Source organism: Collinsella sp. SGI.178, assembly GCF_050313495.1.
Taxonomy (GTDB): domain Bacteria; phylum Actinomycetota; class Coriobacteriia; order Coriobacteriales; family Coriobacteriaceae; genus Collinsella.
Genome location: NZ_JBNPLM010000001.1, coordinates 1 through 13,992, shown reverse-complemented (window position 1 = coordinate 13,992; position 13,992 = coordinate 1). Strand labels below are relative to the sequence as shown.

Annotated in this window: 7 protein-coding genes; all 7 read left to right on the top strand. The window is 60.4% G+C overall.

The features are described 5' to 3' along the window. Positions 1 to 400: 400 nt before the first annotated feature. Positions 401 to 1,033, top strand: a complete 633-nt coding sequence (locus tag ACQRAQ_RS00035; protein ID WP_427793294.1) for a cyclodeaminase/cyclohydrolase family protein — start codon at positions 401 to 403, stop codon at positions 1,031 to 1,033. A gap of 2 nt (positions 1,034 to 1,035) precedes the next feature. After that, on the top strand, positions 1,036 to 1,890 hold the full coding sequence (locus tag ACQRAQ_RS00030) for a bifunctional 5,10-methylenetetrahydrofolate dehydrogenase/5,10-methenyltetrahydrofolate cyclohydrolase (protein WP_427793293.1): 855 nt from the start codon (positions 1,036 to 1,038) through the stop codon (positions 1,888 to 1,890). A gap of 99 nt (positions 1,891 to 1,989) precedes the next feature. Beyond that, complete coding sequence (locus tag ACQRAQ_RS00025) at positions 1,990 to 3,513, top strand: C69 family dipeptidase (RefSeq protein ID WP_427793292.1); 1,524 nt, start codon at positions 1,990 to 1,992, stop codon at positions 3,511 to 3,513. A 147-nt stretch (positions 3,514 to 3,660) separates the two neighbouring features. Continuing rightward, on the top strand, positions 3,661 to 4,077 hold the full coding sequence (locus ACQRAQ_RS00020; protein WP_154515830.1) for a hypothetical protein: 417 nt from the start codon (positions 3,661 to 3,663) through the stop codon (positions 4,075 to 4,077). Positions 4,078 to 4,085: 8 nt separating this feature from the next. After that, the gene (locus ACQRAQ_RS00015; protein WP_427793291.1) at positions 4,086 to 5,849 is read left to right on the top strand and encodes an ABC1 kinase family protein; all 1,764 of its coding nucleotides are present in this window, start codon (positions 4,086 to 4,088) and stop codon (positions 5,847 to 5,849) included. Positions 5,850 to 6,515: 666 nt separating this feature from the next. Next, positions 6,516 to 13,031: an InlB B-repeat-containing protein gene (locus tag ACQRAQ_RS00010; protein WP_427793289.1), complete on the top strand. Its 6,516-nt coding sequence runs from the start codon at positions 6,516 to 6,518 to the stop codon at positions 13,029 to 13,031. A 9-nt stretch (positions 13,032 to 13,040) separates the two neighbouring features. Beyond that, a complete protein-coding gene (locus ACQRAQ_RS00005; protein WP_427793288.1) occupies positions 13,041 to 13,931 on the top strand; it encodes a DUF4430 domain-containing protein in 891 nt (296 codons plus the stop codon). Positions 13,932 to 13,992: the final 61 nt, after the last annotated feature.

Sequence of the window (13,992 nt, the reverse complement as noted above, 5' to 3'; positions counted from 1 at the left end):
GAACTTCTGACATTTTACTAAACCTCTATTTCGCACCTTTATCGGTACGCCAATCTTTCTTGCGCTTCTTGCATATTTATTCCGCATACTTGCGTCTTTGTTGCATCGGATTGTGCAACAAAGACGCATTCGTTTTGCCGGTGTGGTTTGCGCGATGGCACTTGGTGTGTCTATGGCCCAATGGGCTGGGCGCAAGACTGACCTTGACAGGGGGTCGGGATTGATTGCTTGGCGATAAGCGCAGCGATGTTGCGCCTATCGCCCGCCATAGAAAAGTGCGATAACTGGGCGCACTGACGCGAATGCTCTTATGGGCTAGACTAGGCACCACGAAATACACGATGCGTTCGGGCGGCGCCGACTGTCCGATTAGCTTGGCAAGCATTGAGGGTGCATGCACATGAGCCAAGAGATGATGGATAAAACCTGTCGCGGATTTGCCGAGGCACTTGCTGCGCGCGAGCCGGTTCCCGGCGGTGGCAGCGCGAGCGCCTTTGTGGGCGCGCTGGGCGCCTCGCTTTGCGGGATGGTCGCGCGCTACGGGGCAACCAATCCCGCGCTTGCCGATCGTGCAGATGACCTGACACGCGCGTTTGCTCAGGCTGATGAGCTGGCCGATGAGCTTGTCGAGTTGGTTGCCGAGGACGTTCGTGCCTACGGGCAGGTGTCCGCGGCGTACGGTATTTCGCGCGAGGATCCGGCTCGACCGGCTGCGATTCAGGATGCGCTGCACGTGGCGGCTATGCCACCGTATCGCATTATGGATGCCTGCGGGCGCGCGCTGGCGCTGCTCGAGGACATGGCGGACAAGGGGTCGCGCCAGCTGCTGTCCGACGTGGCTTGTGGCGCCGTGTTCTGCCGCGCCGCCATGCAGGGCGCGAGTCTGACGCTCTTTGCCAACACTACGTCTATGAAAGACCGGGCGCGCGCCGAGGAGCTCGAGGCGGCGTGCGATGAGCTGCTGGATACGTGGCTGCCGCGTGCCGATGCGCTGGCGCGCCGTGCCGCCGACGCAGCCAGGAAGAGGGGATAGCCATGGCAGAGCTGCTCAAAGGTGCTCCCGTTGCCCGTACTTTGACCGAGGAACTTGCCGCTCGCTGCGTTGCTTTGCGCGAACGCGGCGTTGTGCCGACGCTGGCCATCGTTCGTGTGGGCGAGCGCGAGGACGATCTGTCGTACGAGCGCGGCGCCCTCAAGCGCTGTGAAAAGGCTGGCATTGAGGCTCGCCGTGTTTTGCTTCCTGCCGATGCTTCGCAGGATGAGTTGTTGGCGGCCATTAAGGACATCAATGCCGACCCCGCCGTTCATGGCTGCCTAGTGTTTCGCCCGCTGCCCGCTGGGCTTGACGAGGATGCGGTTGCCGCGGAACTCGATCCCGCCAAGGATGTCGACTCCATGACGCCGGCCTCGCTGCTCACCACGCTTTCGGGTCGTGGCGAGGGCTTTGCTCCCTGCACGGCCGAGGCCGTGTTGGCGTTGCTGGACCATTACGGTGTTGAGCTGGATGGGGCCAAGGTCGCGGTCGTCGGTCGGTCTCTGGTGATTGGCCGTCCCGTTGCCGCCATGCTTACGGCTCGCAATGCCACGGTGACGACGTGCCATACGCACACGCGCGACCTTGCTGCCGAGTGTCGTGCGGCTGATGTAGTGGTTGCGGCAGTTGGACGCGCGCGCACGATTGGCGCGGATGCGGTTCGCGAGGGCCAGACGATCATCGATGTGGGCATTAACTGGGACGAGGCCGCCGGCAAGCTGGTCGGGGATGTCGATTTTGATGCTGCGGAGCCGATCGTTGGCGCCATCACGCCTGTGCCGGGCGGCGTGGGGGCTGTAACCACCGCGATTCTCGCCAAACACGTGATCGAAGCGGCCGAGCGCGCATCGAAATAGGCTTTTGACCACGGGGGCTGCCGAGGCTGTGGTTTCGCCCTTTTTGCACCGAAGCGATACACTGTTGCCGTTTGATTTCTTCGCTCAAGGAGGATGCGCATGCCGTGCACAACGATTTTGGTCGGTAAGAACGCGAGCTATGACGGGTCGACGCTGGTTGCCCGCAACGAGGACTCGTCCAATGGGGTGTTTGAGCCCAAGCGCATGCGCGTAGTGCATCCCGACGAGCAGCCGCGTGTCTACACGAGCGTCCTGAGCCACCTGACCGTTGAGCTGCCCGACAATCCCATGCGTTACACAAGCGTCCCCGACGTTGTCCCGGGTCATGGCATTTGGGCCGAGGCCGGCTTCAACGAGCTCAATGTTGGCATGTCCGCAACCGAGACGCTCACCACCAACGAGCGCGTCCGCGGCGCCGATCCGCTCGTGGATTTCGTGCCCGCCAAGGGTAACGAGGGCGAGGACGGCTATGTGCCGGCGCAGCCCGGCGGTTTGGGCGAGGAGGACATGGTGACCCTGGTGCTGCCATACGCCAAATCCGCCCGCGACGGTGTGCGCATTCTGGGCGACCTGCTCGAGCGCTACGGCACCTACGAGAACAACGGCATCGCCTTTAGTGACGTTGACGAGATCTGGTGGCTCGAGACCATCGGCGGCCACCACTGGATCGCCAAGCGCGTACCCGACGACGCCTATGTGACCATGCCCAACCAGCTGGGTATCGACAGCTTTGACTTGGACGACGCCGAGGGCGCGCAGGTCGACCACATGTGCTCGGCCGACCTACGCACCTGGATGGCCGAGTGGCATCTGGACCTGACGTTGGGCGTTAAGGGCGACGGTCCCGCCGCGGTCTTTAACCCGCGCGAGGCCTTTGGCTCGCACAGCGACAGCGACCACGTCTACAACACGCCGCGCGCCTGGTACATGCAGCGCTGCCTCAACCCCAGCGATGTGTGGGACGGTCCCGACGCCGACTACACGCCCGAGAGCGACGACATTCCCTGGAGTCGCGTGCCCGAGCGCAAGGTGACCCTCGAGGACATCAAGTACGTGCTTTCGAGCCACTACCAGGGCACGGAGTACGACTGCTACGGCAGCAAGGGTACGCCCGCCACGCGCGGCGCCTATCGTCCCATCGGCATCAACCGCAACAGCCAGCTCGCCGTGCTGCAGCTGCGCCCCTATGCGCAGCCGGCGTATCGCGCCGTGCAGTGGATGGCGTTTGGCTCCAACTCGTTTAACGCGCTTGTGCCGCTGTACGCCAATGTCGAGACCATGCCCGAGTACTATGCCGACACGCAGGCTCGCGTGACGTCCGAGAATTTCTATTGGGCAAATCGCCTGATTGGCGCCTTGGCCGATGTCCGCTTCCATGAGTGCGGTCGCGCGGTCGAGGATTATCAGGAGAAGGTCGGCGGCATGGGCCACAAGCAGATTCACGACGTTGACGCCGTTGTCGCCGTACTGCCCGAGGCCGAGGTGCCCGCCGAGCTCGCCCGCGCCAACGAGGCCTTTGCCGAGCTTGTGCGCGTGGAGACCGATGCCCTGTTGGGCAAGGTGCTCTACACCACGAGCTGCGCCATGAAGAATTCCTTCGCGATGAACGATAACGTAAGGTAAAGATAACCTTGCAACGAGCGAGCGAGGCAAACGCCGTCAAAGGCTTTGCCTCGCTCGATTTCTATCCCGGTGACAAACGATTTTGTGTCGTTTGCCCAATCTTGGGTACAAGTAGGCCAAGGAAGTTGTTCACGATTGGAGCCAACCATGGTTATGAAATTCGATCAGCTTGTTAACGGTGCCATCAACGTGGGCTTCGGCGCCGCCGCCGTTGCCGTCGAGGGCGGCAAGAAGGTCCTCGACGACCTCAATGCCAAGGGCGAGCAGGTGCGCAAGGACGCCGGCACCCCCGATATCGCCCGCAGCGTGTCCGACATGTTCGAACAGGCCGGCGGCACCATCTCCGACCTTACCGAGCGCCTGGGCATGCAGGGCGAGACTGCGGCCCAGCGCGTGCTCGACGAGCTCATCCTCGCCCGCGTGCGCGTCATGACCGCCCCCGAGCGCACGGCCTTTTTGGCCCATGTGCGCGACATCGTCGATTCGGTCGAGGACAACGTTACCTCGGTGCCCGTCGAGTCTGTTGAGCCCGACGATGCAGAGGACGCCGAAGAGGCCGAGTAGCAGCGCAGATGGCAGATTCCACCACCGATTACAACAATCTAGATCCCTTGGGTGACGAGACGGCGGTTGTCGACGAGGTCGATGCCGCCGTCTCGGGCGCTCGCAAGAAGCCGCGCGCTGTCGATATGGTCCCCGAGGAGCCCGACGCGATGGCGCCGGACGAGGAATACCAGCTCACGCCGGCAGGTCGTCGTGAGCGCATCGGTCAGATCGTTCGCCTGATCAAAAAGTACCGCGTGTGGGATAACCTCACGCCGGTGCGCCTGCGTCGTCTGCTCGAAGAGCTCGGCCCCATGTTCGTTAAGATGGGGCAGATTCTGGCTAACCGCTCCGAGATTTTGCCGCAGCGGTTTTGCGACGAGCTGCGCCGTCTGCGCTCCGACGTAGAGCCGGTGCCGTATGAGGTAGTGCTCCGCTGTTTGGAAGAGGAATACGGCCAGCGCCTGGGGCAGATATTCGACGCGATTGACCCCAACCCGCTCGGTAGCGCGTCGCTCGCGCAGGTGCACCGCGCCCGTCTGGTGACTGGCGAGGACGTGGCCGTTAAGGTGCAGCGCCCCGGCGCGCAGCAGGTGATGGCTCAGGACATCGACATCATTCGCTCGGTGGTGCGCATCGTTTCCAAGTTCGTCAACACTGATCAGTTTGTGGACCTGCATGGCGTGGTCGAAGAGCTGTGGACCTCGTTTCGCGAGGAGACCAACTTTTTGGCCGAGGCCAAAAACCTCAACGATTTCTATGACTTCCACAAAAGCGTGCATGGCGTCTCGTGTCCCAAATCCTACTTGGACCTTTGCACCGAACACGTCGTGGTCATGGACTACATCGACGGCATCTCCATTGCCGATCCCGAGCGCCTGGTGGCCGAGGGTTATGACTTGGAAAAGATTGGCGCCGCGATCGTCGAGGACTACTCGACGCAGGTGCTCGATGATGGCTTTTTCCATGCCGACCCGCATGCGGGAAACATCATCCTCAAGGACGGCATCGTCTACTTTATCGACCTGGGCATGGTCGGGCGCATGTCGAGTCACGACCGCGGTATCGTCAAGGACATGATTTTCGCCGTGGCCGAAGGCGACGTTCCCAAGCTCAAGGATTCGCTTATGCGCTTTGCCGTGACGCGCGGCGATTCTGCCGAGCTCGACCATTCGGCCTTTTTGTCCGACTTGGACTTTATCGTCGCCGACTTTGCAGGGCTCGATCTTAAGGACCTGGATATCGGCGAGTTTTTGACCTCGCTGTTAAATCTGGCGCGCAAAAACGACGTTGAGCTGCCGAGCGTGGTGACGATGTTCGCGCGCGGCATGGTGACGCTCGAGGGTCTGCTGACCGAGTACATGCCCGACGTCAACATGATCCAGATCATCCAGACGCACATCAAAAACGAGAAGAGCACCTATGCGCGCGTCCGCGAAATGGGGCACGATCTTGCCGCGAGCAGCTATCGCGCGGCAAAAGGCTCGCTCGAGGCGGCCGAGTATCTGGGCTTGGCGTCGCGCATGCTCACGCGCGGCCAGCTTAAGGTGAACACGCAGATCATGAGCAGCGATAAGGCGCTGCGACAGCTGGGTGGAATTATCGACCGCATGTCGATGGCAATTGTGATCGCCGGCCTGTTTATCGGCTCGTCGGTTGTGTACTACGCGCGCATCGAGCCGGTTGTGTTCGGTATCCCGGTCATTGGCTTTATGGGCTACGTGAGTGCGCTGGTGCTGGCGCTGATGCTGGGCCGCGAGATCTGGCGCAACAGTCACGGCGGCAAGCGTTAATGGCCCCTGGGGGACGGAGGAAAACGGATCATTTTGCCTTGCGTCGCGCCGGCGTGGGCTGGTCCGGACAAAACTATGCCGGTTTACGGGGCTGGAGCGCCGAACCTCGAGCATACCGAAATTCGCGCTTTTAAAACCGCAGGTAGATGAGTCGTTGGTTTTCGAAAATGGCAGATATGGTTGCGAAGTGCTGAATCAGCCCCGTAAACCGGCATAGTTTTGAAACGGGCTGTTCTTGCAAGGTCCGACGGCAGTCCTTCCTATCGCAAACCATAGCTTTTACCTTGGGCTTCGCCTGCGTGCGGGGCCCTTTTGCGTGCTACCATACCGACAGTAATAATCGATGGCCTAGATGGTGGTGCGGAGACGCACGAATGCGCGGTTTTCCTGCGCGTTTGGGAGAATCGGGGTGCAAGTCCCCGGCTGTACCAGTAACCGTAATTCCTCTTGGCCCGGGATGGCCGCGCCGCAGATCGGACGGCGCGCCCGGGTCGGTAAGGTTAAGTCGGATCGCCTCCCATCTTGTACGCGGCCGCGGCGCATGCCGCCGGTACGCGTTGGGCTCTGGAGGGAAGGGGGACCCCGATGGGGGTACTCGAGCGCAATGTGCGCGATGACGTGGGGCAGCCGCTGGGCAATGCTCCAAGTGCAGACAGTAGGAGACAAATGGATATGTTTGAGGACGAGTGCCAGCGCGCCTCGTGGCGTCGTCATGGAGCGATTGCGCGCGGCGTAGCCAAGCGCGGTCTGGTGGCGTTCCTGGCTTTTGCCATGGCTTTTGGTACCACGCCGGCGCAACTTTGGGCCGAGGGTGCCGAGGGCATTGCCGAGTCTGTGGCTCAGGCTGCGACGGGCGGCGAGGGCGCGGCGGCCGACGAGGGCGCCGCTGCCGGAGATACCGGTGCGAACGGTGCGGCGGCGAGCGCTGCTGCCGATGGAGCCGACGCTGATCAGGGCGCAACTGCGAGTGCCGCGAATGGCGATGGCACCGCTGCAGACAGCGCGACTGAGTCCGAGAGCTCTCCCGCGGTGCCTGCTGCTTCGGATCAGAAGAACGCCGTTGCCGCTGCGTCCGCCACGACGCTTTCCAGCGAGGCCAAGGTCTTCATCCAGGATTCCAAGGATGAGGGCAACTCGTATTCCACGAAGTCGGGCGCGCTCAGCGCGGGCGATACGCTCTGGGCAAATATGTACGATGAGGTCGAGGACGACTGGTACGGCACTTCGACTGAGTCCGTTGCCAATCCCGGCACCTGGACTTACACCTGGCTCGCCGGCACGACCAGGGCCAGCAGCAATGTCGCCGACTACACCGAGGTCGTAGGCCACGAGCAATCGCTCACCGTCACCGCCGCGATGGAAGGCAAATACTTCATCTGCAAGGTAACGGTTGATGGCAAGGATTACTTCGGCCCCTCGGTTTCGTACGGCTCGGGTATCAATGCCAACAACATCCCCGGTCCCGTGCTGGGCGCCGGTCAGATGGAGCTTAACAGCGTCAAGCTGAATAGCGACACGCCGAGCATAGGCGATACCCTGACGGCGACTCCGTACATAAGCTATTATCAGCAAGCCCCCGCCGACGCCAAGGTTGCCTACACGTGGTCCGCTTCTACCTCGCAGTACTCGGGCTTTACCAAGATCGAGGGCGAGACGGGCGCTTCCCTCACGGTAACCGACGACCTTGAGGGCAAGTACATCAGGGTCGAGGCCAACGCTGGCGTCAACACGGTGAACAAGACCACTTCCAGCAAGGTCAAGCAGGCCGGTGCGGTTGAGATTTCGGCCGTGTCCATCGTTAACACCAAGGACAACACGAGCGTCTTTGCGGTGGGGGATACCGCTAAGGCCCGCGCCAAGGAGAAGGGCGGCGCGTACGGCGCGTTCGTCGACGCGAGCAAGCTCAACTTCCAGTGGCAGAGCTCTGACACTAAGAGTGGCACGTATACCGACATTGCGGGCGCCACGGGTGAGACCCTCGAGCTTACCGACGCTTTGGGTGGTAAGTACCTCAAGTGCAAGGTGTCCTCGAAGATCGGCTCTTCGAGCTTGACCAACTCGACGGGAGCTCTCGTCGCTGCTGCTGGTTCAATTAATGTCACGAGCGTGACTATGAGCCCGACTTCGGGCAAAGTCGAGGTCGGTTCCACGATTACGGCGACCGCCAAGGCGGGCTCCACCGACGTTACCTCCGACTCGCATGTCACGTGGCAGTGGTACAAGGGCAAGTCGAATACCGCCAGCTCGTGTAACACGCCTATCGAGGGTGAGACCGGTAACACCCTGACGGTGACCGCCGCCCTTAAGGGTTGGTACGTCGTGGCCAAGGCCAACGGCGGCTATGGCGAGCAGAAGCCGTACTATGCGGCGGGTCCTGTCTCCGTCGCTGGCCAAGTTGAGCTTTACGACGTGCAGTTCGAGGGCTCTCCCGCCACCAACGGCGTACGTGTGGGTGATACGCTCAAGACTAAGGTGCGCAAAAAGGACGGTTCCAACTATCATTATATCGACCGCACCGATAATGTGACCTACCAGTGGCAGTATGCAAACAGCAGCTCGAGCTACGACTCCGCCTATACCGATATCCCCGGTGCTACCGAGGCGACCTATACCGTTGACGCCGCCTATGCTGGCAAGTACCTGCGCGTGAAGGTTACGAGCGAAAATACCGTCTCCAGCACGCAGAAGAAGAGCTCCTACGGCGGCACGCAGTCCGTTGCCCCGCTCGGCCCCGTGACGCTTAAGGGTCAGTACAAGCTGGCGGGCATTGAGCTTGCCGATAAGAACGTTACGCTGAGCGTGGGTTCAAAGATCACGCCGAGCGTGCAGGTTCCGGGCAGCTGGTCGGGCTCGACGAAGGACGTGCCCGACGATGCCGATCTCACCATGGCGTGGTATGCCAAGGGCGAGGGCGATGCCGATTGGACAGAGCTCACCGACGGCATCGATACGACCGACGGCAGCCTGACTCTTACGGATGCACTTGTCGGCAAGAGGATCAAGGTCACGGCGAACGCTCTCGACAACACGGTTGAATGGGTTTCGTCGGACAGCGTTACCGCGGCGGGGAAGTATAACCTGCTGCGCGTGACCACTACGCCGCAGATCAATAGCGATTCGACCCATCTCGTCTCGGGAGATAGCGTTAAGGCGACGGCGCAGGCTAAGCGCGCCGACGGTTCGGCCACCAACGGTATCGACGTCACCGGTCAGGCGACTGTTGCCTGGTATGCGGCGGACGATGCGAAGGCTCCGGAGGCCGACTGGACGCTGCTGTCTGATATGTCGGGCGCCGAGGCGACTGTCTCGGCTTCTGCCGCGGGCAAGTATCTGAAGGCTGTCGCCACGAGCGGCAGCTCGACGGTCGAGCTCGTCTCTGCCAACTCCGTGATCGCCGCAGGCTCTCTTGAGGCCGCAGTTCAAAAGCTCAACGATTCCAATAAGCAGATCTCCGTTGATTACAGCGCTAAGGGCGGCAACGTTAACGACGCGCTGAAGGCGCAGCTTGCCGATCTGGGATTTACCGACGTTGACGTTAAGGTCTCCGAGGGTGGCGTGCTCTTTAAGGCCGAGGATGCTAAGGCCACGGTCGGCATCTCCGACGCCCAGGATAAGACCAACGGCGATGTGACGTTCTTCTACATCGACCCCAACGACTACACCGGTTACAACATCGACGGTCTGCGTAGCGCCGATGTGGTGTTTGAGCTGTCGCGCGATGGCAAGACTGAGCCTTACCAGCCCAACAAGTCGGTACAGGTTGCTTGGGACGAGGCTAAGCTGCAAGACCTTCTTGACAGTGCTGCCGACTCCCTGCAGATTGGCTACGCGGCGGGCGAGTCCGCCGATGGCGTGACCCAAAATGTCACGCTTCCGCACAAGGCGGGTTCCGCAAAGAAATTCTCTGTTGAATGGACAAGCTCCGACACCGAGCGCCTGTCTGTTTCTGGTGTTAGCTGGGAAGATAAGACGGGTAAGGTCTCGCGCGCATCGAGCGACCGAGACGTGACGCTGACCGCCAAGGTTACGGTTACGAATGGCGACATCAAGCTTGCCGGATCGCACGACTTCACGGTGACCGTCAAGGGCGATCCCGAGAAGGTTGCCGCCGACAAGAAGGCACTGCAGGCGAAGGTCGATGCGGCCTTTACCTACGACAATATCAAGTACTACGGCACCAAAACGGTTGCCGACAAGGACGGCCTAACCGCCGACCTGCAAATGCCACAGCCCAAGAACCTTGGCGTCGACGGCAAGTATTACAAGGTCGAGTACTCCGCCAGCACCGATGACATCACGTTTAACGGTTACAAGGGTACGGTCTATCAGCCGCTGCCTGGCGCCGAGGCAGCGAAGACCAAAGTCACCCTTACGGTGACCGATAAGTCCAACGCCGAAGTCACGGCAAGCAGGACCCTCGACTTTGCGATTTCTCCGCAGAATCAGGACGAGCTCAATGCCGAGTTGTTCCACCTTAGCCTTGCGAAGTCTTCGTTCTACTTGGGTATTCTTGATGGCCAAAATGCCTCCAGCGTGACGGGCAACCTGCATGCGCCACTCAAGGTGTATGGCCAGGGATATGCGGTTAATTGGTGCTATTCCACCGAAGAGGCTTCGGGACATTACGGCTTCGTGTTTAGTGAGCTCCCCGGTGGCACGGAGAACACCTATCGTTTGCTCAAGTCGAGCAAACCGAGGGTTATCGCGCATGAGAACCTTATCCTCACTCAGCCCGAATACAACACGAAAGTCACGATTAGCGGCCGTCTGAAGAGCGAGCGTTTTGCCCGTTATGCCGAGCGCTATCCCGACAACTCGGACTACGCGGTGCTTGCCGGCTTGGATGTTTCTGCGACGGTAAACGTCAAGGGAACGACGGGGCTCGACAACCCGAACGAGGGCAAGACCATTACGGTGACGGCCAAGGTCACGGGCGTCTCCGCAAGTGATGCCGACGGCAACTACACCGAGCAATCGGTGGTGCCCTTGACCGAGCTTACGCTTCCCGCCGACGATGACACGACGGCCGAGTCGGTACTCGAGCAGCTTATGACGGCTGCCGGTTGTACGAACCTCGAAGCAAATGCATGGGGTCTTACGAGTGCGACGATGCCCGATGGCCGCGTGTTGAGCACAACGAGCGCCGCGCCGTACAGCTACTGGTCGTTCTTTGTGAACAATGGGTACGCGAGCGTCGGCGCTCCGAGCTACTACCTCAAGAACGGCGATTGCGTCGAGTTCCGTTACGTTAAGGGCGATGGCATACAGAAGCCTTCGTCGGCGCCTGCCACCAATCCTGGGGCTGAGCATCCCGATGTCGATACGGCATGGAATGGCTTTGCGAACGGTGGCTCGGGATCCGCAACGGATGCCCTTACGCCTACGACAAAGACCGATACGCCTTCCTGGGCGCTCAACCTTTTAACCGAAGAGCAGCAGAAGGCAGGTGCAAGCGCCTCTGCGTCTGACCCCATTGTCGCGAACGGAAAGGTATACCTTGTCACGGGCGCTTCGGTATGGGGTGGAAAGACGTGGAATGCTGTCCTGAATGAGATTGATCCCGAGACGGGTTCCGTTCTGCGATCTCTTGAGCTCGGCTCTTCCATGGATACCACCTGCCGTCCTGTTATTGCGCAAGGCATTATTTTGATTCCGCTTTCCGGCGGCTATCTGCAGGCTGTTTCGGCGAAAACGTTTGAGACGCTTTGGTATTCCGATGCGTTTACGAAGCAGAACCTGTCTTCGTTGACCGTTGACGGCGACTACGTCTATATCAACACCCTTGATTATTGGTCTGCCAATGGCAATGACGTGCAAAACGGTACGGTCAGGCGCATCAATATTCACACGGGCGCCATCGCCGGTAGCGCCTCCGTCACTGACGGAGGTTACTACTGGTCTGGCGGCCTGATGGTAAATGGCTACTACGTTGTCGGCAGCGACTTCGGCCAGGTGCGCGTGTATTCCGCCGATCTGTCGAAGCTTGTCGCCTCGTTTAAGCTATCTGGTGGCAATATCCGCTCGGCGCTTACCGTCCACGATGGCTATGTATACGCCGTTACGCGCGATGATGGCACGTTGCACAAGCTGACTATTGGTTCGGATGGCTCTATTACCGAGGCCGGGAAGGTGCAGTTTGCCCCATACTCGACTTCAACGCCCGTGTTTAGCGGCAAATATGCCTTTATTTGCGGTGCGACTGCGAACAATTGGAAGGCTAAGGGCCTGCTGTCGATCATCGATCTTTCTGATATGAGCGTGAGGCAGATTACGAAAGCCGATGGCGAAGAGCTCGGCTTTGAATCGAAGAGCACGCCGCTCGTCTCGACGCGTGATGGCGAGACGTACGTGTACTTCACCCTAAATGGCGCCAAGGGAAACTGGCCTAACTACACTTCGGGCGGCGGCGTGTATATGTACAAGCTGGGCGATACCGAGGCGACCGAAGTGTTTGTTCCCGGTTCTGGTTATGCAAACTACTGCATGGCGTCGGTTGTCTGCGACGAGTTCGGTAACCTTTACTACACGAACGACTCAGGTCACTTGTTCTGTGTGAAGTCCCAGGCCCATCGCGTTAAGTTTGATGCTCGGGGCGGCTCTGCGACTGGCGATCAGACGCCTGCTTCTGGCTCGACCGTCACCAAGTCGGCCGATCCGACGCGTGAGGGCTACACCTTTGGTGGCTGGTATACCGATGAGGCTTGCACAAAGGCGTATGACTTTAGTGCCGCGGTGACGGCCGATATGACGCTCTACGCCAAGTGGACCAAGAATGCTGTTAACCCTGGCGGTAACGGTGGCTCTGGCTCCAATGGCAGCTCGGGTAATGCCGGTGCTGGTTCTGGCTCCGGTAACGGCACAAATGGCCAGCAGACTGGCGGTGCTGTTGCTCCGGGCCAGAAGCCGGTGTCCACCACGACCAAGACCGAGACCAAGGACGGCAAGGATTCCAAGAAGGATTCCGACAAGTCCGACAAGAAGGACAGCAAGAAGTCTGACGAGAAGTCCGGCAAGTCCAGCTCCAAGTCCGATACGGGATCGGCTGCCGCGACTACCGCTAAGAAGTCCGCTGAGGCCCCGGCACAGCAGTCTGGCTTCAACCCGCTCGCCATTGTCGGCGTAGCGGCCGGCGTGATCGGGCTTGCGGTCATTGGCGTGTTCGTGTTTACCAAGCGCCGGTAGGTGAGAGCTGTGTCCAATAAACCTCAGGACGCCGACTCCAAGCAACCCGACTCGTCGTTCATTCAGCTCGACGATGCTAAGCAAAAGGGCGCCGCCTCGGCGGCGTCCGCCTCTCGGCGCAAGGCGCTGCTTGGCTCTCTGACGGCCGTCTGCATCGCGCTGATTGTCGTCTCGCTGGGCTTTGTTCACCCTTCCGCCAGCGGCGCCTGGTCCATCGATTGGATCGCTCGGGCCGTGGCGGGGAGGAGCGTTGCCGGCTCTGGCTCTATCGCTTCTCGCAAGATGGAGACAGCGGGCTCCTCGTCTTCTGACGCTGTGGACTCCGAGTCCAAGGACTCGAATGAATCGGATTCCAAGGACGCTTCCGAGTCTTCGGACAAGAAGTCAGACAAGGATTCGAAAGAGAAGAAGTCCGAAGGCAAGGGCGGCAAGAAGTCCAACAACGCGTCTGCCGGACAGGGCTCCGAATCCGCTGGTGGATCGAGTTCTTCAAACGGCTCCTCTTCGGGCGGCGGCTCGGCGACCGGCGGTGGGTCTGCATCCAACAGCGGCAACGCTTCTGCGGGTAATCAGGGCGACCCGCAGCAGCCTGGCTACATTACTGTGACGGTCTCTGTGACGTCGAGTGCCGTGGGTAACCCGGTGTCTTCTGGCGGTACGTTCACCTTCAACGAGGGCGCTACCCCCTACGATGCCCTGTGCGCACTGGGCCTCTCTGTAAATGCGCACGGCTCATCGTACGGCACGTATGTCGCCGCTATCGGTGGTTTGGCCGAGAAGGAGCACGGTGGTACAAGCGGCTGGATGTACTCCGTCAACGGCGTAACGCCCAACACGGCGTGCAGCAACTACGTTCTCTCCAATGGCGACAGCGTGGTCTGGTATTACGTAACGGGCTAAATGCCTCGACATAACACGCCAAACGGGCGGTTCGGACCAACATCCGAGCCGCCCGTTTTTA

What these genes read in the sequence shown, in the direction of transcription:
- ACQRAQ_RS00010 (WP_427793289.1), top strand. Translation starts at nt 6,516, where the DNA reads ATGGATATGTTTGAGGACGAGTGCCAGCGCGCCTCGTGGCGTCGTCAT.
- ACQRAQ_RS00035 (WP_427793294.1), top strand. Translation starts at nt 401, where the DNA reads ATGAGCCAAGAGATGATGGATAAAACCTGTCGCGGATTTGCCGAGGCA.
- ACQRAQ_RS00020 (WP_154515830.1), top strand. Translation starts at nt 3,661, where the DNA reads ATGGTTATGAAATTCGATCAGCTTGTTAACGGTGCCATCAACGTGGGC.
- ACQRAQ_RS00025 (WP_427793292.1), top strand. Translation starts at nt 1,990, where the DNA reads ATGCCGTGCACAACGATTTTGGTCGGTAAGAACGCGAGCTATGACGGG.
- ACQRAQ_RS00015 (WP_427793291.1), top strand. Translation starts at nt 4,086, where the DNA reads ATGGCAGATTCCACCACCGATTACAACAATCTAGATCCCTTGGGTGAC.
- ACQRAQ_RS00030 (WP_427793293.1), top strand. Translation starts at nt 1,036, where the DNA reads ATGGCAGAGCTGCTCAAAGGTGCTCCCGTTGCCCGTACTTTGACCGAG.